25 protein-coding genes and 2 tRNA genes are annotated in these 24576 nt (G+C 32.9%); 9 read left to right on the forward strand and 18 right to left on the reverse strand.

What is annotated here, in order from left to right; all coding sequences use genetic code 11:
* Nucleotides 1-13 precede the first annotated feature (13 nt).
* From GWR14_RS03925 to idi, 7 genes are all read right to left on the reverse strand, one after another.
* Nucleotides 14-87 (reverse strand) — tRNA-Thr (locus GWR14_RS03925).
* 108 nt (nt 88-195) lie between these two features.
* Nucleotides 196-269, reverse strand: a tRNA-Thr gene (locus tag GWR14_RS03930).
* Nucleotides 270-345: 76 nt separating this feature from the next.
* The gene (locus GWR14_RS03935) at nt 346-612 is read right to left on the reverse strand and encodes a hypothetical protein (RefSeq protein ID WP_163407744.1); all 267 of its coding nucleotides are present in this window, start codon (nt 610-612) and stop codon (nt 346-348) included.
* Between the two features lie 57 nt (nt 613-669).
* Nucleotides 670-1638, reverse strand: a complete 969-nt coding sequence (locus tag GWR14_RS03940; protein ID WP_163407745.1) for a type I phosphomannose isomerase catalytic subunit — start codon at nt 1636-1638, stop codon at nt 670-672.
* Nucleotides 1639-1698: 60 nt separating this feature from the next.
* Nucleotides 1699-2157, reverse strand: a complete 459-nt coding sequence (locus tag GWR14_RS03945) for a peroxiredoxin (protein WP_163407746.1) — start codon at nt 2155-2157, stop codon at nt 1699-1701.
* Between the two features lie 3 nt (nt 2158-2160).
* Entirely contained in the window at nt 2161-2571 is a 411-nt protein-coding gene (locus tag GWR14_RS03950) for a 6-pyruvoyl trahydropterin synthase family protein (protein ID WP_163407747.1), read from the reverse strand.
* Nucleotides 2572-2590: 19 nt separating this feature from the next.
* Nucleotides 2591-3118 (reverse strand): isopentenyl-diphosphate Delta-isomerase, encoded by a 528-nt coding sequence (gene idi / locus GWR14_RS03955; protein WP_163407748.1) that lies wholly within the window; start codon nt 3116-3118, stop codon nt 2591-2593.
* A gap of 293 nt (nt 3119-3411) precedes the next feature.
* Here idi and msrB point away from each other — a divergent pair, with 293 nt between their 5' ends.
* On the forward strand, nt 3412-3972 hold the full coding sequence (gene msrB / locus GWR14_RS03960; protein WP_163407749.1) for a peptide-methionine (R)-S-oxide reductase MsrB: 561 nt from the start codon (nt 3412-3414) through the stop codon (nt 3970-3972).
* Nucleotides 3973-3974: 2 nt separating this feature from the next.
* Nucleotides 3975-4583, forward strand: coding sequence for a peptide-methionine (S)-S-oxide reductase MsrA (gene msrA / locus GWR14_RS03965; protein WP_163407750.1), 609 nt, complete (start codon nt 3975-3977; stop codon nt 4581-4583).
* 80 nt (nt 4584-4663) lie between these two features.
* Here the strand turns inward: msrA and GWR14_RS03970 are convergent, their stop codons facing one another.
* Together GWR14_RS03970 and GWR14_RS03975 are read right to left on the reverse strand one after the other, a co-directional pair.
* A complete protein-coding gene (locus GWR14_RS03970; RefSeq protein WP_163407751.1) occupies nt 4664-5473 on the reverse strand; it encodes a polysaccharide lyase family 7 protein in 810 nt (269 codons plus the stop codon).
* Nucleotides 5474-6114: 641 nt separating this feature from the next.
* Nucleotides 6115-7674, reverse strand: a complete 1560-nt coding sequence (locus GWR14_RS03975) for an NAD(P)/FAD-dependent oxidoreductase (RefSeq protein ID WP_163407752.1) — start codon at nt 7672-7674, stop codon at nt 6115-6117.
* Between the two features lie 134 nt (nt 7675-7808).
* Between GWR14_RS03975 and GWR14_RS03980 the strand changes: the two genes are divergently transcribed.
* On the forward strand, nt 7809-8051 hold the full coding sequence (locus GWR14_RS03980) for a hypothetical protein (RefSeq protein ID WP_163407753.1): 243 nt from the start codon (nt 7809-7811) through the stop codon (nt 8049-8051).
* 63 nt (nt 8052-8114) lie between these two features.
* Here GWR14_RS03980 and recQ read toward each other — a convergent pair whose 3' ends face one another.
* Nucleotides 8115-10310 (reverse strand): DNA helicase RecQ, encoded by a 2196-nt coding sequence (gene recQ / locus GWR14_RS03985; RefSeq protein ID WP_163407754.1) that lies wholly within the window; start codon nt 10308-10310, stop codon nt 8115-8117.
* Nucleotides 10311-10397: 87 nt separating this feature from the next.
* Here recQ and GWR14_RS03990 point away from each other — a divergent pair, with 87 nt between their 5' ends.
* The 4 genes from GWR14_RS03990 (at nt 10398) to lptB (ending at nt 13479) form a co-directional block, all read left to right on the forward strand.
* Nucleotides 10398-11363 carry a KpsF/GutQ family sugar-phosphate isomerase gene (locus tag GWR14_RS03990; protein ID WP_163407755.1) on the forward strand — a complete coding sequence of 322 codons (966 nt, stop codon included), beginning with the start codon at nt 10398-10400 and terminating at the stop codon, nt 11361-11363.
* Nucleotides 11363-12169 (forward strand): twin-arginine translocase subunit TatC, encoded by an 807-nt coding sequence (gene tatC, locus GWR14_RS03995; protein ID WP_163407756.1) that lies wholly within the window; start codon nt 11363-11365, stop codon nt 12167-12169. The genes GWR14_RS03990 and tatC overlap by 1 nt, the downstream gene beginning before the upstream one ends.
* A 2-nt stretch (nt 12170-12171) precedes the next feature.
* Nucleotides 12172-12522 (forward strand): carboxymuconolactone decarboxylase family protein, encoded by a 351-nt coding sequence (locus tag GWR14_RS04000; RefSeq protein WP_163407757.1) that lies wholly within the window; start codon nt 12172-12174, stop codon nt 12520-12522.
* A gap of 216 nt (nt 12523-12738) precedes the next feature.
* Nucleotides 12739-13479 carry an LPS export ABC transporter ATP-binding protein gene (lptB, locus tag GWR14_RS04005; protein WP_012022391.1) on the forward strand — a complete coding sequence of 247 codons (741 nt, stop codon included), beginning with the start codon at nt 12739-12741 and terminating at the stop codon, nt 13477-13479.
* 87 nt (nt 13480-13566) lie between these two features.
* On the opposite strand, the gene GWR14_RS04010 is transcribed toward lptB, so the two are convergent.
* Complete coding sequence (locus GWR14_RS04010; protein WP_163407758.1) at nt 13567-14412, reverse strand: glycoside hydrolase family 25 protein; 846 nt, start codon at nt 14410-14412, stop codon at nt 13567-13569.
* 10 nt (nt 14413-14422) lie between these two features.
* Nucleotides 14423-15139 carry a CDP-alcohol phosphatidyltransferase family protein gene (locus tag GWR14_RS04015; protein ID WP_163407759.1) on the reverse strand — a complete coding sequence of 239 codons (717 nt, stop codon included), beginning with the start codon at nt 15137-15139 and terminating at the stop codon, nt 14423-14425.
* 188 nt (nt 15140-15327) lie between these two features.
* On the opposite strand from GWR14_RS04015, the gene GWR14_RS04020 reads away from it, so the two are divergent.
* Together GWR14_RS04020 and GWR14_RS04025 are read left to right on the forward strand one after the other, a co-directional pair.
* Nucleotides 15328-16395: a putative type IX sorting system protein PorV2 gene (locus GWR14_RS04020; protein ID WP_449528528.1), complete on the forward strand. Its 1068-nt coding sequence runs from the start codon at nt 15328-15330 to the stop codon at nt 16393-16395.
* 24 nt (nt 16396-16419) lie between these two features.
* Nucleotides 16420-17553 (forward strand): Lnb N-terminal periplasmic domain-containing protein, encoded by a 1134-nt coding sequence (locus GWR14_RS04025; protein WP_163407760.1) that lies wholly within the window; start codon nt 16420-16422, stop codon nt 17551-17553.
* A gap of 8 nt (nt 17554-17561) precedes the next feature.
* Here GWR14_RS04025 and GWR14_RS04030 read toward each other — a convergent pair whose 3' ends face one another.
* The 6 genes from GWR14_RS04030 to GWR14_RS04055 are packed head-to-tail and all read right to left on the reverse strand — an operon-like array spanning nt 17562 to nt 24518.
* The gene (locus GWR14_RS04030; RefSeq protein ID WP_163407761.1) at nt 17562-18956 is read right to left on the reverse strand and encodes an exopolysaccharide biosynthesis polyprenyl glycosylphosphotransferase; all 1395 of its coding nucleotides are present in this window, start codon (nt 18954-18956) and stop codon (nt 17562-17564) included.
* Between the two features lie 57 nt (nt 18957-19013).
* Entirely contained in the window at nt 19014-20363 is a 1350-nt protein-coding gene (locus tag GWR14_RS04035) for an O-antigen ligase family protein (RefSeq protein ID WP_163407762.1), read from the reverse strand.
* Entirely contained in the window at nt 20356-21444 is a 1089-nt protein-coding gene (locus GWR14_RS04040; RefSeq protein ID WP_163407763.1) for a glycosyltransferase, read from the reverse strand. The genes GWR14_RS04035 and GWR14_RS04040 overlap by 8 nt, the downstream gene beginning before the upstream one ends.
* Nucleotide 21445: 1 nt before the next feature.
* Nucleotides 21446-22525, reverse strand: a complete 1080-nt coding sequence (locus tag GWR14_RS04045) for a glycosyltransferase (RefSeq protein ID WP_246236276.1) — start codon at nt 22523-22525, stop codon at nt 21446-21448.
* A gap of 35 nt (nt 22526-22560) precedes the next feature.
* Entirely contained in the window at nt 22561-23559 is a 999-nt protein-coding gene (locus GWR14_RS04050; RefSeq protein WP_163407765.1) for a glycosyltransferase family 2 protein, read from the reverse strand.
* Complete coding sequence (locus GWR14_RS04055) at nt 23556-24518, reverse strand: exostosin domain-containing protein (protein WP_163407766.1); 963 nt, start codon at nt 24516-24518, stop codon at nt 23556-23558. Before GWR14_RS04055 ends, GWR14_RS04050 begins: the two co-directional genes overlap by 4 nt.
* Between the last annotated feature and the right edge of the window lie 58 nt (nt 24519-24576).

A 24576-nucleotide genomic window follows, 5' to 3' on the forward strand; every position in this document is an offset into this window, starting at 1 on the left:
GTGATGGTTTTTGAGCCGATAGAGGGACTCGAACCCACGACCTGCTGATTACAAATCAGCTGCTCTAGCCAGCTGAGCTACATCGGCCTATTTTACGGGTGCAAAGATAAAATTGTTTTTTATATTTCCAAAATAAATTTGACACCTCTCTCTATAATTTAAAAAACCACCACATTTCTGTGATGGTTTCCGTTGAGCCGATAGAGGGACTCGAACCCACGACCTGCTGATTACAAATCAGCTGCTCTAGCCAGCTGAGCTACATCGGCCTCATTACGGGTGCAAATATAAAGCGGTTTTTGGTTTTGCCAAAATAAATCTGCACTTTTTTATACTTTTTTTTGCTTATAATGCGTTGATTTTTTCAATCAATTGATTAGCAGCTTGTTCTAATTCAATGTTGATTTGTTTGAAGTGTGCTTTTTTATTTTCAACGTTTTTAGCGTTCACTTTTGTAATCAAAGTATCAAAAGCATTGATAGCTTCATCAACTAAAGCATTCGTTTCCGGAGTAGGATTTCCTGTTGTAGACATCTCAAACAAATAAACTGCCTCAATAATATCTCCTAATACAAAATTGATGTCTTTCTTTAAATTTTTAACGTTTGCCATTTTTATTATAATTTTAATTTGCGTTTGCAAAAATACGCATAATCTTTAGAATATATGTTAAGAAATGTAAATTTCTAAAATTGAAGCATTTCCATTCAAAACAAATGCTTTCATCTCCGCAGGAACTAAAACAGTATCCCCTTTTTTATACGATTGCTTAAATCCATCGTATTCAATTTCAAAACTTCCTTCAATACACATATAAACCGTAAACGTCTCGCCTGATTTTGAAACTTCAACTTTATTTTCTAATGGAATAAAATTGGTCGTAAAATAAGGACAGTCTACAACAACATTTGATGTATTAGTTTTTGTCTCGTATTTTTTCTGCGTATCTACTTTATTATAATTTATAGCATCTAATGCCAAATCTACATGCAGTTCTCTTGTATTTCCCTCAGCATCTTTACGGTCAAAATCATATAAACGATACGTTATATCTGATGTCTGCTGAATCTCAGCTACAACCAATCCCGCGCCTATTGCATGAACTGTTCCGGTTTCTAAAAAGAAAACATCTCCTGATTTTGCTTTAACATCATCCAAGATAGAAACTAAAGTCTTATCATTTAAATGTTTCAAATATTCTTCTTTACTTGAATTTTCTTTAAAACCAACAATAATCCTTGCATCAGCATCTGCCTGCATGATGTACCACATTTCAGTTTTACCAAATGAATTATGTCTTTCTTTGGCCAGTTTATCATTTGGATGCACCTGAATCGAAAGATCTTCACGAGCATCTAAATATTTAAAAAGTAAAGGAAATTGTTTCCCAAAACGTTCGTAAACTCTAGTCCCAAGAATTTCATTCGGAATTTCATCAATAAGTTCCATTAATGTTTTCCCTTTCAAATCACCATTCGCTACAATACTCACATCGCCTTCTACAGTAGACAGTTCCCAACTCTCACCGGTAATTTTTGAAACAATTGGTTTATTTAGAATTGTTTTTAGTTTTTCTCCTCCCCAGATTCTTTCTTTTAAAATCGGTTCAAATTGCAAAGGGTATAATTTTGATTTCATGTTTTTTTTGAGGCTAATATCTTTATTAATTCAATATATATCTAATACTATTTTTAAATTTTATAATACTAATTCCTTAATTGTTTCCAATGCTTTCGGAATATGACTAGCAGCATTCATACTGTCAAAAATCAGAATTACAACACCGTTTCTGTCGATAACATAAGTTACTCTTCCAGGCAAAAGTCCAAACAAATTATTTCGGACTCCAAAAAGATGTCTAAGCCTCTTATCCTGATCTGACAATAAGATAAAAGGCAGTTCATGTTTTTTGGCAAACTTATGATGTGATTTTACACTATCACTGCTGATTCCAATTACTTCAGCTCCTAAATCTTTAAAATCTTCATATTGATCCCTAAAACTACAGGCTTCAGTAGTACATCCAGGCGTATTATCTTTTGGGTAAAAATAAATCACGAGTGGCTTTCGACCTAAAACATTCTTGCTTTCGAAAACTTCTCCGTGACTATCTTTGGCAGTAAAATTCGGAACTATATCTCCTATTTTTAGTGACATTCTTTATTCTCCTTTATAAGTTACAAAATTGCGATCCGTTTCATTCAAAACAACTTCTAAATCAAAATCGGTCTGAATTCTTTTTCTAATTTTATTCCATATCACAACAGCAATATTTTCTGCAGTTGGATTCAAATCCTGAAATTCCGGTACATCCAGATTCAGGTTTTTGTGATCAAACGGAAGTTCTACTTCTTCACGTATAATATCCGCCAATACTTTCACATCTAAAACAAAACCGGTTTCCGGGTCAATTTTTCCTGTAACACTTACTGTTAAACCATAATTATGACCGTGAAAATTAGGATTATTGCATTTTCCAAAAACAGCATCGTTTTTTTCAAATGTCCAGTCTTTCCTGTACAATCGATGTGCAGCATTAAAATGCGCTTTTCTTGATATGGTTACTTTCATCAGGTTGTGGTTGGTATCGTTAAATTTTATGGTCTTCTAAATAATGATAAAATTCATCAAAAATTATTTTAAACCAAACGGTATAAATTTCGGGCTGTTTTTCAATATCTTCTCTTATATCTTCAATTTTCATCCATTTCCAATCCTCTACCTCATCTAAATTAATAGCCGGTTTATCATTATAATACCCTATCATCACATGATCGAGTTCATGCTCTGTTAAACCATTATCAAAAGGCGCTTTGTATATAAAATGAAACAATTCCTTCAATTCTGTCCTAAAACCCATTTCTTCAAACAATCGTCTGCTTCCTGCTTCTGTATTGGACTCCCCTTCACGCTGATGACTGCAACAGGTATTGGTCCAGAGTAAAGGCGAATGATATTTTTGGTGAGCACGCTGCTGCAGCATTATTTCATTTTTATTATTTAAAATAAAAACCGAAAAAGCGCGATGTAAAACTGCTTTTTCGTGTGCTTCTAATTTTGGCATTAAACCAATTTGCTCGTCATTTTGATTAACTAGTATTACGTTTTCTTCTGTCATAAGGCGTGTTGATGTAACAAAAATACGAAAAAAGAAATGGCTTGAAAATCTCAGAAAAGATTATGAAAAGTTTAACTAAGCTCCGAATCGCCTTATTTTACTGAAATACAACATACTGAATTTACTAAATACTCAAAATTCCTTTAAAATAAAGACATAAAAACTGCATCATCTTGTTTTTCGTAAATAAACAAAAAGTTAAAACATACTTAAACATATCTGAATTACCATTTAAAGGTATTTTTACACAAAATCTCATTGTAACTTTGGAACACAGACTAATACATCAAAATATGAAAATAAAAAACATAATTCTTAACTTCTGCTTTATTTTACCTCTTTTTATTTTGCAGGCATGTGGACAAAACACAAAAAAACAACCCGCAAGTAATACCACTCGAGAGAACACGATAAACAAACCCGGAAACCCTTATTATTCAAACACAGACACTACAAAACTTAAAGTGAGTGATGCCGAATGGAAAAAAGTTTTACCTGAAGATGTATATGCAGTAATGCGTGAAGCTGACACCGAAAGACCCTTTACCGGAAAATACTGGAATACTGATGAAAAGGGAACTTATTATTGCGCTTCGTGCGGAAATAAACTTTTCAAATCTACTGCTAAATTCTCCAGTAGCTGCGGGTGGCCAAGTTTCTTTGAACAGGAGAACAAAAAAAGCATCATATTTAAGGAAGATAATTCAATTGGAATGGAGCGAATCGAAACATTATGCGGACGCTGCGGTGGTCATTTAGGCCATATATTTGACGATGGTCCGGAACCTACCGGAAAGCGTTACTGCATGAATTCAATCGCTCTTGATTTTATCCCTGAAAACAAACAAAAATGACTATGAAAAATATATTTTTAATCTGTTTTTTCTCCTTATTTCTAAGCGGATTTTCTCAAAAAAAAGAATCTAATTTCGAAACTATCACGCTTGGCGGAGGATGCTATTGGTGTGTCGAAGCTGTTTACGAAAACTTAGAAGGAGTAAAATCTGTAGTTTCAGGATTCTCTGGGGGAACGGTAGCAGATCCTACTTATGAAGAAGTCTATACAGGAACTACTGGTCACGCAGAAGTAGTACAGATAACATACGATAAAAGCATCACCAATATCAACGAAATTTTCAAAGTTTTCTTTACGGTTCACGATCCTACTACCCTAAACCGTCAGGGCGCTGATGTTGGGACTCAATACAGGTCTGTAATTTTCTATAAAAATGAAGAACAAAAAAAAGCAGCCCAAAGTATCATTGCCGATCTAAACAAGGCAAAGGTCTACAATAACCCAATCGTAACCAAAGTAGAACCTTTTACAAAATTTTATAAGGCCGAAAATTACCACCAGAATTATTATGCAAACAACAAAAACCAGCCCTATTGCAAAATGGTAATTCAGCCTAAAATCGAAAAGTTTGAAAAAGTTTTTAAAGACAAATTAAAAAAGAAATCTTAAAAAAAACTATCTCTTATTCCAAATCAAAAAGCCTGCATCAATTATGACACAGGCTTTTCTATTTTATAAGACAGTTCTTCTTAGTGAGTTACGTCCAGAGAGTAAAATTTAACATTAGCAAATGCTCCAGTTTCATCTCCCTGAAGATTACATCCCACAGTAAAATAATTATCAAATGAATTCCATAATTTATAATCGCCGCCAGAGTATACTTTTTTCTCACCGTTTACACTAACCTCCATTTTTCCATCAGAAATTTCAACCTGGAAAGTAAATTTATCAAAATCTACTTTGTTTTTAAATGTATAACCATCATCATCAATCCAAGAGTCTTCTTTTAACACATCTATTCCGGTGATAGATGGGTCAGCCAATCTTTTTGATCTCAATTTCACATATCCATTATCCCAAAAAACTTTAAGGATTGACGGAGCAGATTTATCTTTTGCACCTATCTGGTTAACCTGATCTTCTTTTAACCTTCCTCCAATCTGAGCAAATATAACACGTGGATATTGATCGTTCTTTTTAGAAATATCTCCCATTTTAATAGAAGCCTTAAGTTTAGCTCCTTGCTTAAAAGACCAGCTTGCATCACCTCCAAATGAGTTTTGCTCTTTTAAATCTGTTTTATTAAAAGATCTTTTAGATTTAATAGACGGGTAAACATAAAAAACTAATGACCTATCTGTTAAATCATTAAACATAAATTTAGTGATTTCTACATTCTCAGAATAATCCAAAAGCTTTGGTGCTTTATATGTTGTTACTGAACCTTCAGGAATTGTTAATTTCCATAAAGTCAAATCTATTTTTGGTGCTTTTTGAGCATGAATTATAAAAGTAGTACTTGCGAATAATAATAAAAGATAAGTTCTAATTTTTTTCATTTTTTTGCTGTTTTTGGATTAAATAATTTTGTAAAAGTCAATTTTTAAGAAAACTTGCAAGCAAAAAATATTCCAAAAAATAACTTCAGAAGTTTTTTTTAGGCAAATTTTAAATTGCAGGAATAACTTTGTAATCGATTGCATAAAAGTAGATTTTTTTTTTAATTTCCTTATATTTTTTTTATTATTTTTTTTTATTTCTCAAAAAAACATACAAAAAAATCCACTTTTATGATTATGAATTAAAATTAAATAGCCTTCGTTAAGAAAAAAAAAGCAGAAATAGCAAATCTTTGAAGATTATATAAAATAGAGAATCATAATTTCCAAAAATTAACATTGTTATTTTTCTCAGAAACAAATAATTACCAAGTAATTACACACAAAAATATTTTGAAGCCAAAATATCTCTAACCATAAAGAAGAAAACTGATAAAAACAAAAATGTAACAAATGTAAATTTTAACTTCCTTAAGCACATAAAAAATTGACATTAATTACATTGAACTGAAGTTATAATCTAAAAACAATTTATCAAAAAAACAGATAACTACTCCTAAATTAACATATGACTTATGAGTACAAAATTCTTTTTCTAATACTGCCTGAATATATTGGAGCAAAAAAGTTTATTCCAAAAATTACTTCAAAGATTCCGCAATCATTAAAGCACATTTTTCACCATCAATTGCAGCAGAAATAATTCCACCTGCATAACCCGCACCTTCACCGCAAGGATACAGTCCTTTTATTTGTAAATGCTCCAAAGTCAAAGGATCTCTCGGAATCCTGACAGGTGATGAAGTACGGCTTTCAGGCGCATGCAAAATCGCCTCGTTAGTCAAATAACCACGCATTGATTTTCCGAACTCCTGAAAACCCTGACGCATAATCTGAGTTAAAAACCCAGGAAAAACCTGCCCTAATTCAACCGAAGTGGTTCCGGGTACATACGAAGTTTTCGGAATATCTGCTGAAACTTTGCTTTTAGTAAAATCAATCATTCGCTGGGCCGGAACTTTTTGGGTTTTTCCTGCCAAATGCCATGCTTTTTGTTCGATACTTTTCTGAAATTCCATTCCAGCCAAAGCCCCAAATTTTGCAAAAGGTTTAAAATCCTCTAATTTTAATTCGACAACAATTCCGGAATTTGCTGTTGACTGATCCCTTTTTGAAGGTGACCAGCCATTTGTAACCACTTCTCCCGGACTTGTCGCACATGGTGCAATAACACCTCCCGGGCACATACAAAACGAATACATCCCGCGGCCGTTAATTTGTTTTACAATTGAATATGGCGCTGGTGGCAAATGTTCTCCACGGAAATCACAGCTGTATTGAATACTGTCAATTAATTCCTGTGAATGTTCTGCACGAACTCCCAAAGCAAAAGGTTTTGCTTCTATAAAAATCTCCTTTTTATCTAATAATTCGAAAATATCACGAGCTGAATGTCCTGTTGCCAGAATCAGTTTATTAGCATGAATTTTATCTCCATTCTGTGTCACGATTCCTTCAACTTCATTATTCTTTATCAAAATATCAGTTACACGGGTTTCAAACAAAACCCGACCGCCAAATTCAATTATTTTTTCACGAATATCTTCAATAATTTTTGGCAATTTATTAGTTCCTATATGAGGATGCGCTTCAACCAAAATAGCTGATGAAGCTCCAAAAGCTACCAAAAGTTCTAAAATTCGTGTTACATCACCTCGTTTTTTAGAACGTGTGTATAACTTTCCATCTGAATACGTCCCGGCTCCCCCTTCTCCAAAACAATAATTTGAATCTTCGTTTACGATGTGTTCACGATTGATAGCTTTTAAGTCCCGACGACGTCCTCTAACGTCTTTTCCACGTTCCAGTACAATAGGCTTCAAACCTAACTCAATTAATTGCAATGCCGCAAAAAGTCCAGCCGGACCTGCACCAACCACAATAACTTCCTGGGCACTGGAAACATCTTTATATATAGGAAGCTCAAGTTTTGTTTCCTGAAAAGACTCACCTTTCAAATAAATAAAAACTTTTAAATTGATTTTAATCGCTTTCTGACGTGCATCAATAGAGCGTTTTAAAATCGAAACATGCTGAATTTCCTGAGCAGAAACTTTGATTTGCTTAGACAAATAGTCTTTTAGCAATGATTCGTTTGCAGCAATTTCCGGTGTTACCTGAAGTAAAAGTTCTCTTGGCATTATATCGTATTTATTCTATTAGCTTTTCTTTCTATGAAAAGAACATGCAAAAGTAGTGTTTTGAAACGAAATTAAAAGAGACTTTGTACCTTTGTTACTTAACCTTTGTTACTTAACCTTTGTATTTATAAATAATGTCCAGAAAAATAAAACTGATTTGGGATTTCCGTGGTCCGGCTTCTGCAAAAACAGCCGAACATCATGAAATACACCTGAAAGAATATATAGCAATCGAAAAATTACCTTTAAATATTACCGGATTTAAAATCATAAACGATATGCATGCCACAGCTTTTATGGTGGTTACAGATAAAAATATGATTCAGGTAAGAGATGCTTTGAAACCGCATCGCGGGGAAGTTTATATCGAAAGTTAAAAGTCCTAAAGTCGAAAGTTTTATATATCTGACTTTAAGACTTTCGACTTTATAACTTTAAGACTAATTAGCTACTTCACTAATAAATTTGATACGCATTAAACGTAATTCATCTATATCATAATCTCCATCGAATTCTTTAAGTGCATCTTCGATTTTATCGGATTCTGATTCCATGAAATAATCGTGGATTTCTTCCTGCTGATCATCATCAAGCATATCATCTATCCAATACTTGATATTTAATTTCGTTCCGGAATATACGATTTGTTCCATCTCCTTAATTAAGGCATCCATTGTTAAACCTTTTGCAGAAGCAATATCTTTTAATGACAATTTTCTATCAATATTCTGAATGATGTACAATTTATTGGCAGAATTTACACCGGTAGATTTTACAACTAAATCGTCCGGGCGAATGATATCATTGTCCTCAACATAACGACTAATTAATGTTACAAAATCCCCTCCATATTTCTTTGCTTTTCCTTCTCCAACACCGTGAATATTATACAATTCCGTTAACGAAATCGGATACTTCAAAGCCATATCTTCAAGAGATGGATCCTGAAAAACTACAAATGGAGGAACCCCAAGCTTTTTAGCCACTTTTTTACGAAGTTCACGCAGCATTCCCATTAAAACTTCGTCTGCAGTTCCTGATGATTTTGAACCTGTTACTACTGTTTCATCATCAGATTCACTATATTCATGATCTTCAGACATCAGAAACGAAACTGGTTTTTTAATAAAGTCCAAACCTGCTTTTGTAATTTTTATCACACCGTATGTTTCGATGTCTTTTGACAAATAGCCTGACACCAAAACCTGTCTTAATAAAGCCATCCAATATTTTTCATCATGATCTGAACCTGAACCAAAATAAGACTGTGTATCTGTTTTATGTGCTTTAATAACTGCATTAATACGCCCAATTAAGGTAAACACAATTTCCTTTGACTTATAAATATGTTTTGTGTCGCGAACAATTTCGAGCAATTTAACGACCTGATCCTGAGCTTCGATTTTATTTTTAGGATTACGTACATTATCATCCATATCTGCGCCTTCGCCATTTTCACCGTCAAATTCTTCTCCGAAATAATGAAGAAGGAATTTTCTGCGCGACATTGAGGTTTCAGCATAAGCCACAACTTCCTGTAAAAGTGCAAAACCAATTTCCTGTTCAGCAACAGGTTTCCCTGACATAAATTTCTCCAGCTTTTCTACATCTTTATAAGAGTAATATGCTAAACAATGTCCTTCACCACCATCACGTCCTGCGCGACCGGTTTCCTGATAATAACTTTCCAGCGATTTTGGAATATCATGATGAATTACAAAACGAACGTCTGGCTTATCAATTCCCATCCCGAAAGCGATTGTAGCAACTACAACATCTACATCTTCCATCAAAAACATATCCTGATGTTTCGCACGGGTTTTCGCATCTAAACCTGCGTGGTAAGGAACAGCACTGATTCCGTTAACCTGTAATACTTCTGTAATCGACTCTACTTTTTTGCGGCTCAGACAGTAAATAATTCCTGACTTGCCTTTATGCTGTTTGATAAATCGAATAATGTCCGACTCAACATTTTTTGTTTTTGTACGAACTTCATAGTAAAGATTTGGTCTATTGAAAGATGCCTTAAAAGTATTAGCATCAGACATATCCAGATTCTTCAAAATATCTTCCTGAACTTTAGGTGTTGCAGTTGCAGTAAGCCCTATAATAGGCACTTTACCTAATTGCTTAATAATACTCCTAAGATTTCTGTACTCCGGCCTAAAATCATGTCCCCATTCAGAAATACAGTGCGCTTCATCAATAGCCACAAAAGAAATTGGCACGCTTTGCAAAAAAGCAACATATTCTTCTTTTGTTAAAGATTCGGGAGCAACATACAAAAGTTTTGTTAAACCAGAGGTAATATCCTTTTTGACCTGAGCAATTTCAGTTTTGGTGAGGGAAGAATTGAGTACATGTGCAATTCCGTTTTCTGAAGAGAGACTTCGAATCGCATCAACCTGATTCTTCATCAAAGCAATCAAAGGAGAAACAACAATAGCAGTTCCGTCCTTAATTAAAGCGGGCAATTGATAACAAAGAGACTTTCCACCGCCCGTAGGCATAATTACGAAAGTATTCTTCTCATCTAAAATACTCGTAATGACTTGCTCCTGCAAGCCTTTAAATTGGCTAAAGCCGAAATACTTCTTTAATTCTTTATGTATTTCAATTTCGTTTGAACTCATTCTTTATATTAATGGATATTTTGTATAAATTTGCAACACATAAAGATACAAATTTCTTTCACACTCACAAATTTTAACTTTCCTGTTTTGATTACAAAAGAAAATATTTTAGCTATCGCAAAAAAAACAATATTATCTGAAAGTGAAGCAATTACAAAGCTCATTGATTTCCTTGACGAAAATTTTTACGAAGCTGTACAACGCATTTACGAAACAAAAGGCAGATTAATTGTTACGGGAATTGGAAAAAGTGCCATCATTGCGCAAAAAATGGTTGCCACGTTCAATTCCACAGGAACACCTTCAATGTTTCTTCATGCTTCTGAAGCAATTCACGGTGATTTAGGAATGATTCAAAACGAGGACATTATCATTTGCATTTCAAAAAGCGGCAACAGTCCTGAAATCAAAGCTTTAGTTCCTTTATTAAAACGTTTTGGAAATACTTTAATCGGAATGACAGGAAATATTACTTCGTTTTTAGCCAAAGGTTCAGACTATGTCCTGAATACAACGGTTGAAATCGAAGCGTGTCCGATAAACCTTGCCCCAACCAACAGTACTACAGCACAATTAGTTATGGGAGATGCCCTGGCTGTTTGTTTAATGGAAATGCGTGACTTTAAACCTGAAGATTTTGCGGTTTATCATCCAGGCGGTGCTTTAGGAAAAAAATTATTACTTCGTGTAAAAGACATGATCGAACATTCATTAAAACCTACAGTAAGCCCGGACACCTCTGTTAAAAAAGTAATTTTCGAAATTTCCGAAAAAAGACTGGGAGTTACAGCAGTAGTTGAAAACGACAAAATTGTGGGAATCATTACCGACGGAGATATACGAAGAATGCTCAACGACCGTGATACTATTGCCGATTTAACTGCAAAAGATATTATGAGCAAAAATCCGAAACTGGTTTCACCTGAAACGATGGCGGTTGATGCATTAAATATCTTAGAAGACTTCTCTATAACTCAGCTAATTGTTGCTGACAATGGAGAATACAAAGGAGTTTTACATTTACATGACATTTTAAAAGAAGGAATAGTATAATGGCAAAGAAAAACCTTGGCGAGATGTCATTTTTAGACCATCTTGAAGAATTAAGATGGCTTTTAGTAAGAAGTACAATTGCTATTCTTGTAATGGCTTTTATCACTTATTTTTTTAGTGATTATTTATTTGATGAAATAATTTTAGGACCAACAAGACCTAGCTTTTTTACTTATGTATGGTTTTGCGATTTATCTCACCAATTAGGGTTTGCAGACAGCATATGTATTACTGAACTGAATTTCATTATTCAAAATACTGAAATGGAAGGGCAGGTAAATATTTTTGTATGGATGTGTATTTTGGTAGGTTTCATTTTAGGTTTTCCTTATATCTTATGGGAACTTTGGAAATTTATAAGTCCGGCTTTATATGAGAAAGAAAGAAAAAATGCTAAAATCTTTATTTTCACTTCTTCTCTACTTTTCTTTTTAGGAGTTATATTTGGATATTATGTAGTTATTCCAATGTCTGTGAATTTCGTTGCCACTTTCTCTGTAAGTGATGTTGTAAAAAACCAATTTACACTTGACTCTTATATGGGAATGGTAAAAACCAGTGTTCTCGCAAGCGGCTTATTCTTTGAACTGCCTATTATCATTTATTTTTTAACTAAATTAGGATTAGTAACCCCGGTTTTTTTAAGAAAATATTGGAAGTACGCCGTTATAATTATTTTAATTGTTGCTGCAATCGTAACGCCCCCGGATGTTGTGAGTCAGACTATTGTAGCAATACCAATGCTGATTATATATGAAGTAAGCATCCTAATTTCGAAAATAGTTTATAAAAACAAAACAACATAAAAATGTCAGATATTGTTCAGGAATTCAACGAATATCGTTCTAAAATGAACGAAAAATTACTCGCTGACAACAACAAGATTGTAAAGCGAATTTTCAATCTTGACACCAATGCTTATGCAGAAGGCGCTCTTGATGTAAAAACAAAAGAACTTCTAGGTTTGGTCGCATCAACTGTTTTAAGATGTGATGATTGCGTAAAGTATCACTTAGAAACCAGCTATAAAGAAGGAGTAACTAAAGAAGAAATGATGGAAGCAATGGGAATCGCAACTCTGGTTGGAGGAACGATTGTTATCCCTCATTTAAGAAGAGCTTACGAATTTTGGGAAGCTCTTGAAGAAACTGGGAAATAATTAGAAAATGTGTCAATTTGACAATTATATAATTTTTTGAGATGCTCTAAATTATTTAATTATAAAAACGCAAATTCTAATTTTTGAAAACGCAATAATTTGTTAATTGATTCATCGGATTGATTATTTTACATTTATTTTGCCTTTTAAACAAATTATAAAATTGATTTTGAGTTAGCTTACAATTATCTCATTTTCAAAATATCTAATTAAGAAATGAAGCTAAGAGCCGATAATTTAATAAAAACATATAAAGGACGCAGTGTTGTAAAAGGAATTTCTGTTGAAGTTAATCAGGGAGAAATCGTTGGACTTTTGGGTCCAAATGGTGCCGGAAAAACAACTTCTTTTTACATGATTGTAGGATTGGTAAAACCAAATCAGGGAAATATTTATCTTGATGATTTAAATATCACTGATTATCCAATGTACAAACGCGCTCAGCAAGGAATTGGTTATTTGGCGCAGGAAGCATCTGTTTTTAGAAAATTAAGCATTGAAGACAATATTTTAAGTGTTTTACAATTGACCAAACTTTCAAAAGAAGCTCAAATTGCCAAAATGGAAAGTTTAATTGAAGAATTCAGCTTAGAACATATTCGTACTAACCGAGGCGATTTACTTTCCGGAGGAGAACGCCGTCGTACCGAAATTGCACGTGCTTTAGCAACCGATCCAAAGTTTATTTTATTGGATGAGCCTTTTGCAGGAGTCGACCCGGTTGCCGTTGAAGATATTCAGCGAATTGTAGCACAGTTAAAAAATAAAAATATCGGTATCTTAATTACTGATCACAACGTTCAGGAGACTTTAGCGATTACTGATAAAACATATCTGATGTTCGAAGGAGGAATTCTGAAAGCAGGAGTACCAGAAGAATTGGTCGAAGATGAAATGGTTCGACGAGTTTATCTTGGGCAAAATTTCGAGCTTCGTAAAAAGAAACTTGAATTTTAATAAATTATCTGTGAATGGTAAAAAGTGAAATATAAATTACTTTTTACCATTTTTTTTCTCACATCTCACATTTTACTTTTTCACATTTTACTCCACTGTAATAAACTGCAACTGTTCAAAATCACCATTGTAAATATTCACATCAACACGATGTTTGATTCCTGGCAGAGTAGCTTTTTCTGTAAACTGCCAAAATAGCCAGTCCTCATCAATTTTTTCTCTGTAAAAATTATAGTTGGCTATCCAAAACAAGTAATCACTGAATTCTTCTTCAAGAAAATCGTCATAATAGCGCTCTCCAGTATAAATAATTGGGCGAACTCCATAATGCTTTTCAACCTTGTTCAGCCATCTTTTCAATCCTTTTTTCAAACTATCCAAAGGCTGGTTTTTAGGTAGTTTTTCAATATCCAAAACAGGAGGCAAATCACCTTTTTGCAGTTTCACCGTTTTAATAAAAAGGTTAGCCTGTTCTATTGAATTTTCGTTAGGACGGTAATAATGATAAGCACCTCGCATAATTTTATGCTCTTTGGCACCTGACCAGTTTTTTTTAAATTTACTATCTACCCAGTTATTTCCGGCAGTCGCACGAATAAAAACAAACTGCACAGGATATTTTTCTTCTAAAAGTTCTATTTCGTCCCAGTCTATTTTTCCCTGAAATTCAGAAACATCAATTCCGATTACTTTCCCTTTATGTTTTTCTAAAACCTGAATATTCCGAACATCCGAAAGATGTTTATCTACTTCATCTTCTCCTAAAGATTTATCCGATTTAAAACCGAGATAATACGATAATCCATCGCGATAATGATAAACTACACTTACAAAAAGCATTACAAAAAAACAAAAAATGATAAACCGCAAAGCTCTGCTAAAAATTGATCTTTTAGGTTTTGCCTTTCGGGAATAGGAAGTTCTTCTTGCCATTCGAATAAAACTACTTTTTCAGAAACTTATTATTTATGACTGATAACAATACATAAAAAATGATGATTACAGGAAGTGCACAAAATTGAAGCAGAAAAAGTAAAACAAGAGAGATTGTTAAAAATACAATTTGCAGCACATTATCTTTAAAAGTAAACTTCTTAATTTTTAAAGCAAACAACGGAATTTCTGCATTCAAAATATAGGCACTGCACAAAACAATTGCAAAAAGAACCCAATGATTCGTCAAAATTTCGAATAGCATGAATGAATCTGAGTACTCAATTACTAAAGGTAGACTTAAAATAAAAAGTGCATTAGCAGGCGTTGGTAAACCGATAAAAGAATCTGTCTGACGCGTATCAATATTAAAATTAGCCAATCGGTAACAAGAGCCCAAAGTAACAATAAATCCTAAAAACGGAATAAAAGCAGATCCGATTACTTCATGCGGATTTGCACTTTTCACAAACAAACTGTACATAACATAACCCGGTACAACTCCACTGGTTACCATATCTGCCAAAGAATCCAATTGTAATCCCAATGGACTGGAAACTTTAAACAATCTTGCAAAAAAACCATCAAAAAAATCAAAAAATATCCCTAAACAAACCATGTAAAAAGCCACTTCATAGTCTTGTTCAGAAACAAAAACAACAGCAATACAGCCACAGAAAAGATTGATTAATGTAATTAGATTAGGAATATGTTTTTTAATGTTCATCTTTTATAATTTTGCAGATAGAAAGAGCAAATTTAGCATAATAAGTCCATCTTATATGCGTTTTTAATAGAGTTTTTTATCCTTTAGCAAACTTTTACATTATTTATGAAAAGGAAGAAATAAGCTCAGTAAAAAATTATATTTTTGGTAAAAATTTAAACAAGCTTAGGTTTGAAAAAATAAATACATTGAAAAAAATCCTGGCATTTTTATTATTTTGGAATTGCATTTCAAATTATGCGCAAACCGTTCGCAAATATTCGAATGAGTTTATGAATATTGGTGTAGATGCTGCAGCTTTGGCGATGTCAAGTGCTGTAGTCGCTTCAACCGATGATGTCAATTCGGTTTACTGGAATCCAGCTGGACTGACAAATCTCGAGGACCATCAAATTTCGTTAATGCATGCCAATTACTTTGCAAACATTGCACAATATGATTATATCGGCTATGCAAGCCCAATTGATGAAAGAAGTGCCTGGGGAATTTCAATGATTCGTTTTGGGGTTGATGACATCATGGACACTACCCAATTAATCGACAACCAGGGAAATATTGATTACAACCGTATCAGTCTTTTTTCTACCGCAGATTATGGTTTTACTTTTTCCTATGCCAGAAGATTGCCTCTTGAAGGATTTCAATATGGCATAAATGCCAAAGTAATTCGACGCATTATTGGAAAATTTGCTAATTCCTGGGGTTTTGGTTTTGATTTTGGGCTTCAGTTTGAGAAAAACGACTGGAAATTCGGATTGATGTTAAGGGACATTACCACAACATACAACATCTGGAATATTGACGAAGACGAGTATCAAAAAATCGCAGACGCTATTCCGGGAGAAAACAATGAATTACCTGAAAGCACTGAGATTACACTTCCTAAAGCCCAATTGGGTGTTTCAAAAAAGTTTGAATTTCATAATGACACCAGCCTTTTGGTTGCTACAAATTTAAATATGCGTTTTGAACAGACTAACGACATTATTTCATCAAAAATGATCAGTATAGATCCTGCTCTCGGACTGGAATTTGGATATACTGATTTAGTCTTTTTAAGAGCCGGTGCAGGTAATTTTCAAAATGTAACGCAATTAGATAATTCAGAAAAGTTAAATTTTCAGCCTAATATCGGACTAGGATTTAAATACAAAGGAGTTCAGGTAGATTATGCCCTGACAGACCTTGGAAATCAAAGTACTGCCATTTATTCCAACATTTTTTCGCTTAAAGTAGATTTAGGCATCTTTAGATAAGGATTTATTTAAAAAAACTAAGACATGAAAAATTCTATCTTTCGAAAAACGACATTGTTATTACTATTCTTAATCAATTTTAGTTTTGGACAAAATCTACCATTATCAAAAGAAGCACATATAAGTGTTTTAACATGTGGACTTGGTAATGAATCCTATTCTTTCTTTGGCCACACCGCCATTCGTGTTGCAGACCCTGCAAACAACATTGATGTTGTATATAATTATGGTGCTTTTGATTTTAGGACTCCCAATTTTATCGCCAAATTTGCAAAAGGTGATTTACAATATTTTGTTATTGCACATTCTTACGCTGATTTTATAAATGAATACAACTACGAAAAAAGAAGTGTTTATGAACAGGACTTGCTAATTCCACAAGAAGCGAAACAAAAAATTTTTAATAATCTGAACACTACCCTATTATCAGAAGAACGTTATTATACTTATAAATTTATTGATAAAAACTGCACGTCTATGGTAGTGGATATCATTAATAAAACATTAAATGAAAAAGTAATTACCAAAAAGGGAGACACAGATAAAACGTATAGGAGCATTTTGTTCCCTTACTTTGACGGGCATTTTTATGAAAAACTGGGAACAAGTATTATTTTTGGGACTAAAGTAGACCAATTAGGAACCAAAATATTCTTGCCGTTTGAACTAAAAAACAGTTTAGAAAAAACGACTTTTCAAAATCATGCTTTTGTGAGTCAAAGCAAAACCTTATTAAGTTTTGAAAAAGAAACACCAACTTCATGGTGGAATAATGTTTACAGTTACATTATTCTTCTTGGTTTTATTGTTTTGATAAACAAAAAAATTATTGATAAAATCTATTCATTCATTTTATCCTTAATTGGGATCTTTTTTGTATCGATGGGATTTTATTCTTTCCATCTGGAATTGGCAATGAATTATAATGTATTGTTATTTAGCCCTCTTTTACTGTTTTTGATTGTTTTTTCAGCAATGAACAACAAAAGATGGTCTTACAGATTTGCAGTTTTACATCTAATTTTATTGCTTATTTATACTCTTTTTATAATCAACAAAGCACACTTTTTCATTGTTCTGCCAATGATAATTACAAGTGGGGTTGTTTTGGTTAGAGCTGCAATCAGAAACAAAAAAAGAATTCCGATAATTATCTAAAGATTACATTACTGTCCTCTGTAGAACAAAACAGTTGTGATGGTTCTGAAAGTTATGCTCAAATCGAGAAAAACACTTCGATGTTTGATATAGTATAAATCGTATTGAAGTTTTATAAGACTTTCTTCTATAGATTCACCATATGAATAGTTAACCTGAGCCCAGCCCGTAAGACCTGGTTTTATAACGTGTCGTGTTTCATAGAACGGCATTATATCAGCAATTTCTTTTACAAAAAACGGCCTCTCAGGTCTTGGACCAATAACTGCCATATCACCTTTCAAAACATTGATAAACTGCGGCAGCTCATCAATTCTTGTTTTTCGCATTAACTTCCCAAATGGAGTAATTCTTTTATCATTTGATGTTGCAAAAACCGCTCCGTTACTTTCAGAATTCTCAGTCATTGTTCTGAACTTGTAAATCTCGAACACTTTGCCATATTTGCCAACTCGTTCCTGTGTATAAAACAAAGAGCCTTTATTCCAAAAAATATTCGCTATGAAAATCAAGGGAATAAAAACAGCACAAGCACACAAACCAACAAACGAAAAAACAAGTTCCAATACGGTTACTACCAACAAATACAATTTATTATTATTACTTCGGCTAAAAGGGAAAAAACGATAAAAATCCCTTGAAATATACTGAACCGGAATACGCTGCGTTTTGTTTTCATATACCTGGGTATACTCCCTAATGATATTCCCTGATTCAAGCAAGTGTAATAACTGCTGATATAGATCTGCTGTAATTCCTTTTGTTTTTTGAGAAGCAATAACAATTTCCGATACATTATTTTTGCTCACAAAAGCAACCAAATCTTTTTTCTCAATTTCTTTTATATAATTCAAAACTGGTTCTTTTTTATCTAAAAAATCTGAGCTTACAAAGCCTATAATTTTATAATGAGGATCGACATTCTCCAAACCTACAACCAGTTCCTTGACCTGATCTTTGTTGCAAATTAAAATTACGTTTTGTGAAAATCGGTGTGTAGCCAAAAAGAAAACATAAAAAAACCTCCAAATCAATAATGATCCAAGAATTGTAAAATAAAAAATGAGGATTACTAACCTCTGTTTTGGAAGTTCGGGAGACAAAACGGGTGTAAACAAATACACTAAAGCGGTTGTTGTTACAGTTAAAACAACACTCTGAAGAATCTGAAACTGATTACTGGCAACCTGAAGATTATACATCTCAAAAATAGCACCAAAACCACTCAGATAGACAATGAATAAAAGTGGCCTGAAATAATTTTCATTATTCAAATTAAAGTATGGATAATAAAAAAACTTATCCATTAAATATAGAGCCAATAAAATAAATCCAATATCAAAAAGTCTGAGAAGTAATTTTCTTTCTGATATTTCAAAATGCATTCTTTTTTTTGTTTGCATATATTTCTATTTTTTAAGGGCTTTAATCTGAAGCAAATGTATTATAAAAAACAGAAATTAATCGCCTGAAATTTCTGCTTTTTCAGGAATTTTAATCTGTACTAAAAGAAGCGATAATGCATATACAAAAGCTGGAGCAGCTGTTCGCATAGCAGCGTGATTAATAGTTAACAGCCAAAAAAGTAAAAAAGAAATAGCCAAAATATTTTGACGATTATTAATAAACAAAAACAAAGGGGTGAAAAACAAAACAAAAAGGGCTAACAAACCAAAAGAACCGTGCTCGGCCAACATTCTTGTAATTTCGTTATGAGATGCGGCAAGAATACCTGTTTTTTTTCGTCTTATTTCCTTATTTTTTCCAACACCAACACCAAAAACAGGATTTTCCCAAAACATTTCTAGTTCTGAGGTAATTAAAGTTTCTCTCCCTGTTAACTTACTTTTCTTTTCTCTTCCTAAAGCATCCTGATTAGCATATCTTTTATTAATCAAACCTCTTGTTTGCAGGGAACTATAGCCCCATACTCCCAATCCTGCCATAAAGGATAAAATGATAATAATTCCTATTTTGGGTTTAGTTTTAAAATTAGCTTGAAAAAACATTATTATCAAGAGAATAAAAATCATCACTATGGCAGTAATTACTCCTCCTCTTGAAAAGGTAACAATTCCTCGAAATGCGAAAACCATAACAAATCCCGCATTCACTAATTGAATTATTCTACTCTTAGAATTAAAAATTAATAATACGAAAAACACAAAAATACCTAATCCTAATAATGTGGATACCTGATTAGGGCCAAAACCTCCAGATGTTTCAAAATTAGATTGCGTTCCTGTAACAACATCCTTAACACTAGGAGTATAGATAAACAGATAAGTAACTACAGAAACTAATGACAAAGCAAAAGCAGTCATTACACTCAAAACACGTTCAAATGTAATTTTTCTTTGAAAACAATAAATAGAGCTAATTCCTAAACATACAGGCCCAGAAATATTGAAAGCAATCGCTTTTCTGACGTCTGTTCCAAAATCTAAAGTTTGTGTTGCTAAAATAATACCTGGAAGTAATAACAACAGAAAAAACCAATACAAAAAAGCCCTATTTGAAAATCCAGAATAAACCATCCCAAGGAACATAAAAATCATGACCGAATATTTACCAAACTCATTCAAAAGCATTCCATCAGTCATTCTTAAAAGAACCTCAGCACCTACAACATAAGCAGACATAATAAGGACTTCGTTATTCTTATTCTTGGTTTTAACAATATAATAGACTCCAAAAACAAATATTGCTAATGTATATAGTTTTGAAATAAAAGGCATTACAAAAATTACAGCAGCAATACCTACATGAAGCAATAGTAATTGTATATATTTTTTTTCAGTATTATTCATTTTCAATACCTTTTTTTATCCAACTCAAATAATTCATTATAATAGCATTTCCTGAAAATTCCTCATCAATAGTTTGCTTTAAATTTGATGAAAATTCATTACGCAAGCTAGTTTCTTTAATCAATCTTTCTAAATTAATCGCAAATGAAGAAGGGTCATTTGAAGAAACTAAAAAACCATTTTCTCCCGAAACAACAACAGAGCCTATCTGACCAACATCTGTAGATACCACTGCCAAACCTTCTCTGCCATATTCTAACAAAGCAACTGGCAAACCTTCAGAAACTGATGTCAAAATCCCAATTTGGCATTGATTCAAAATTTCATTCACATCAGAACAGGAACCATACAAAAAGACTTGTTCCTGCAATTGTTTTTCTACTATTTGAGTTTTAATTTTTTGTGCATAATCATCTTCGAAATCTTTCCCTACCAAATGAAAAGTCCAATCAATCCCTTTTTCTTTTATTTTTTCGGCAATTAACAAAAGTAGTTCATGATTTTTCTGAGGTCTCAAATTTGCCAGACAAACAATACGCTTTCCCTTTTCTCCATAAAGAATCGTTTTAGAACTTTTATTGCCAGATTGTTTTAACGGAAAATTTGGCGAATAAATAACTTTTTTTGTCAAAAGAAACTTTTCTGACCAATCTTTTAAATTTTGATTTACAGAAATTATTCCCTCAAAAAAAAGCGAACTATACCTTAGTATTTTATGAGGACGATCTATCAAAAATTCACTTTTACCATAATGATCATGCCAAACAATCTTTATTTTGGGCAAAGTAAATTTCAGTAAAACTGCCAAAAAAAAAGAAGAACTGTGTGCCTGTAAATAATCGATTTTGTTTTCAACCAAATACTTTCGTAATTTAAATATCGCTTTGCAGTCAATCCTATTTTTCTTCTTTAGGAAAAGATAACTTACCTTTTCTGGAATCTCATTTTTCAGACTTCCTTCTTTTCGGGTAGCTACTAAACCAGAAAAATCAATAGTATTTGCTAAAACAATGGCATAATTTAACGCCATTCGCTCAGCACCACCAGCTTCCAGAGAATCTATTAATTGTACTATTCGCATTTTAAATTAGTTTTTGAATAGCCGAATTAAACTTCTCTAATGTATAAGTTTGCGACCAATTTACAGCAGCATATCGTAATCGCTCAAAATACTTCGGGTTTTCAAAAATATTTTGAATTGTTTTTACATCTGCAATTAAATTCTGTTCTAACAACACCCCTCTTTCTCCTTTTCCTAACATATACGAAACACAAGATACTGGAGTTGCTAAAGGTACACAGCCCCAAAACATCCCTTCGGCAATTACTTTTGGCCAGCCTTCGCTTTTTGAAGCCAAAATAACAAAATGACTATTTTGATAGGCTTTTTTTACGGTTACTGCCGATTGATTTCCATGTAAAAAAACAACTTCCTGCAAATTATTTTGTTTAATAAAATTTTCTAATTTGGCACGTAATTTTCCTTCACCATATAAATCTAAAACAACAGAATAGCCCAAAATACAAAGCTGCTTTACCACCTCAATAGCATATAACGGATTTTTACCTTCGACTAATGTTCCTGCAAAGACCATTCGGATATTAGTATCTGTAACTTTCAAATTCTGTAAAGTTTTTTTCTCTGTTTCTGAATATGAAGCTGTAAAAAAAGGTAAAATATTTTTTGTCTGATTAGACCATTCCCCATACACTAACACTTGTATATTCTTAGTCAAAAAAGTATTAGACAACAGCCATTTTTGTAAACGATATGTCCACGGTTGTGCGCTTTTTGGATCCCAATTTCCGGCATATTTGGCGGTTTTCTTTTTATGTGGAAAAAAAATCTGAACCAAACAGCCAATCAAACCAACATTTCCGGGACAACGCAAATGAATGTGATCTGCATTATTCATCGCCCAAAATATCTTCCAAAAGATAATTGGCAGTTTGAGAACTGAAATTAAACCATTTTTTATACTTGTAAAATTAAAGTTTGGTACTTTTCGAAAATCAATTTTAGGGTGTAGATAATCCAAATCAATGGAGGTAATGTCGTTACTTGACAATGGAGCTACAATGATTACCTCATCAATATGTTTTAACCAAATATTCATCTCACGAACATAAGGAGCATAACCAAAATACTGATTCGCTATCATTTTATGTTCGACATGGGAAATAATAAGGAATTTCATTATAACAACTTGGGTTTATTAAAAATCAAACTCCACCACCCTATTATTCGACCAATCGTTTCGGTAAAAGCTTCTTTTTTTTGAGAACCGCTTAAGCAGTTCGTAAATCTAATCAAAGTTAGTAAAATAGTAATAGCATGCCACTTGAAGCGGTCTTTGAATTTTGGTTTTGAATTTTTTACCCTCCACACATACCAACCGTTTCTAACCACCATTTTTCCATATTTATATTGATTAGGCCTTCCAGTTGCAGCATGGAAATGTCCTAATTTTGCCGAAGTATTTAGATAGAGTTTTCCAATTTTAGAAACTCTTAGTGTAAAATCTGCATCTTCATATAATCCGTAACCTTCAAAATAAGTAGAAAATTGTAACATTTCGAATACTGTTTTTTTGAAAGAAGAAACACCTCCCATAAACATCTCTACATCATAAACTTTACCACTTGGAGGTAAAAATCCGACACTTCTACCGTGCGAATATAAAGATGGGTATCCTGGAGGACAATCACTATCTAATCTCATTTTTTTTCTAAGAATAAAACGAGAACCATCTTTTCGTTTCCATCCGTCAAAATAAAACTCATTTATCTTCGGTTCATAATTTTCGCCTGCTTTTTTCCATTTGACTTCATTCGAAATATAACCTCCTACTCCCAAAGCATCCGGATATAATTGATATGTTCTTATTAAATTAATAAAATAATCCGGCTCTAAAACCGTATCATCATCCAAAAAGCAAATGATTTCAGTAGATGCTGCAACTTTGCCAATTCCAAAATTACGTTGTTTAGTCAACCCTCGATTTTCATCGGAAACCAAAAAATAATCCAAATTCTGAAATTGATTTTCTCTTAAAATCTGTTCTGTCTCCTGATTCGTGGAACCGTCAACAATCATAATCTCATCAGGATATAAAATTTGTCCTTGAACCGATTGCAATAATTTCAGCAAGGGTTGAGGGCGCATGTAAGTGCAAATGATTAACGAAAATTTCATTTTTTATTTTCTAAAAAAATTGAATAAATCTGTAAAAAGTAAGCTTCTCTTTCCAAATGGGTTTCCCATAATTTTCGATTGTTTTTTTGCATCTCTTCAAAATTATTTGAACTTATTTTTTGATGAAAATTTATAAATGCTTCAACGATATTCTCTTCTTTACAAATTAAACAATGTTTTTTCCAGTCGATGTGATCAGCAAACGGCAGCCTAAAATCAGTATCTACAACTATTGGAATTCTCCCCAAAGCCAAGGTTTCATAAAAACGTACCGAAAAATTTCCGGCTCCTCGCATACAAAACGTATAAGGATTATGTGCGATATTTTCGAAAAATTCAGTTGTTGTTTTTCGTAAATCATCGTCATTTTGCACTCCCGCCCTATAACTAGTTCTATATATAAAATCCGTTTTTATCAAATTACTTTTTTCTAGTTTTTTTAATAATTGAAACCGTTTAAGACTTGACGGAAAAAATGGTTGATAATCTGTCCTTACTTTAGCTAAAAACCTCTTTGTATTGTATTTAAAATAATTTAAAACTTCTTTTATTCGTTTTTCTGTTGAATTATTAGCGTGCCCAACAAACCCAATTTGCGGCATCTCTTTTTTCTCAAGCGGGCTAAATTCAGTATTAAGATATTGTAACGGATCGGAAATAAAAGAAGGAAAAATAAATGTTTTCATTTCTAATTTCGAATCAAATCCTCCGAGGCGAAAAGTATATACATTTGTAGTATTTTTAATGGTTCTACCAAAATCTCCCGCACTATATATCCATATCTTTTTGCCAAATTTATTTGCTTCACTAATAAAAGAGAACAACTTCTTTTGATTCCCAGAATTATCATACTTTGCAATATCAATAGGTATGACCGCTATATCGCATTCCTCAATATCAAAAACGATCTGGTATTTGGCTAACAAATTAGCATTAGGCACATACCATAAATCTAACAATAATGGAAAAATAAACTTCCTGTTTTCTGGAGTTAGGTAATAAGCATCTGTATAAAGT

The organism is Flavobacterium ajazii, from assembly GCF_010614725.1.
GTDB classification, from domain to species: Bacteria; Bacteroidota; Bacteroidia; order Flavobacteriales; family Flavobacteriaceae; genus Flavobacterium; species Flavobacterium ajazii.

What these genes read in the sequence shown, in the direction of transcription:
- GWR14_RS03935 (WP_163407744.1), bottom strand. Translation starts at nt 612, where the DNA reads ATGGCAAACGTTAAAAATTTAAAGAAAGACATCAATTTTGTATTAGGA.
- GWR14_RS03940 (WP_163407745.1), bottom strand. Translation starts at nt 1,638, where the DNA reads ATGAAATCAAAATTATACCCTTTGCAATTTGAACCGATTTTAAAAGAA.
- GWR14_RS03945 (WP_163407746.1), bottom strand. Translation starts at nt 2,157, where the DNA reads ATGTCACTAAAAATAGGAGATATAGTTCCGAATTTTACTGCCAAAGAT.
- GWR14_RS03950 (WP_163407747.1), bottom strand. Translation starts at nt 2,571, where the DNA reads ATGAAAGTAACCATATCAAGAAAAGCGCATTTTAATGCTGCACATCGA.
- idi (WP_163407748.1), bottom strand. Translation starts at nt 3,118, where the DNA reads ATGACAGAAGAAAACGTAATACTAGTTAATCAAAATGACGAGCAAATT.
- msrB (WP_163407749.1), top strand. Translation starts at nt 3,412, where the DNA reads ATGAAAATAAAAAACATAATTCTTAACTTCTGCTTTATTTTACCTCTT.
- msrA (WP_163407750.1), top strand. Translation starts at nt 3,975, where the DNA reads ATGAAAAATATATTTTTAATCTGTTTTTTCTCCTTATTTCTAAGCGGA.
- GWR14_RS03970 (WP_163407751.1), bottom strand. Translation starts at nt 5,473, where the DNA reads ATGAAAAAAATTAGAACTTATCTTTTATTATTATTCGCAAGTACTACT.
- GWR14_RS03975 (WP_163407752.1), bottom strand. Translation starts at nt 7,674, where the DNA reads ATGCCAAGAGAACTTTTACTTCAGGTAACACCGGAAATTGCTGCAAAC.
- GWR14_RS03980 (WP_163407753.1), top strand. Translation starts at nt 7,809, where the DNA reads ATGTCCAGAAAAATAAAACTGATTTGGGATTTCCGTGGTCCGGCTTCT.
- recQ (WP_163407754.1), bottom strand. Translation starts at nt 10,310, where the DNA reads ATGAGTTCAAACGAAATTGAAATACATAAAGAATTAAAGAAGTATTTC.
- tatC (WP_163407756.1), top strand. Translation starts at nt 11,363, where the DNA reads ATGGCAAAGAAAAACCTTGGCGAGATGTCATTTTTAGACCATCTTGAA.
- GWR14_RS04000 (WP_163407757.1), top strand. Translation starts at nt 12,172, where the DNA reads ATGTCAGATATTGTTCAGGAATTCAACGAATATCGTTCTAAAATGAAC.
- lptB (WP_012022391.1), top strand. Translation starts at nt 12,739, where the DNA reads ATGAAGCTAAGAGCCGATAATTTAATAAAAACATATAAAGGACGCAGT.
- GWR14_RS04010 (WP_163407758.1), bottom strand. Translation starts at nt 14,412, where the DNA reads ATGGCAAGAAGAACTTCCTATTCCCGAAAGGCAAAACCTAAAAGATCA.
- GWR14_RS04015 (WP_163407759.1), bottom strand. Translation starts at nt 15,139, where the DNA reads ATGAACATTAAAAAACATATTCCTAATCTAATTACATTAATCAATCTT.
- GWR14_RS04025 (WP_163407760.1), top strand. Translation starts at nt 16,420, where the DNA reads ATGAAAAATTCTATCTTTCGAAAAACGACATTGTTATTACTATTCTTA.
- GWR14_RS04030 (WP_163407761.1), bottom strand. Translation starts at nt 18,956, where the DNA reads ATGCAAACAAAAAAAAGAATGCATTTTGAAATATCAGAAAGAAAATTA.
- GWR14_RS04035 (WP_163407762.1), bottom strand. Translation starts at nt 20,363, where the DNA reads ATGAATAATACTGAAAAAAAATATATACAATTACTATTGCTTCATGTA.
- GWR14_RS04040 (WP_163407763.1), bottom strand. Translation starts at nt 21,444, where the DNA reads ATGCGAATAGTACAATTAATAGATTCTCTGGAAGCTGGTGGTGCTGAG.
- GWR14_RS04045 (WP_246236276.1), bottom strand. Translation starts at nt 22,525, where the DNA reads ATGATAGCGAATCAGTATTTTGGTTATGCTCCTTATGTTCGTGAGATG.
- GWR14_RS04050 (WP_163407765.1), bottom strand. Translation starts at nt 23,559, where the DNA reads ATGAAATTTTCGTTAATCATTTGCACTTACATGCGCCCTCAACCCTTG.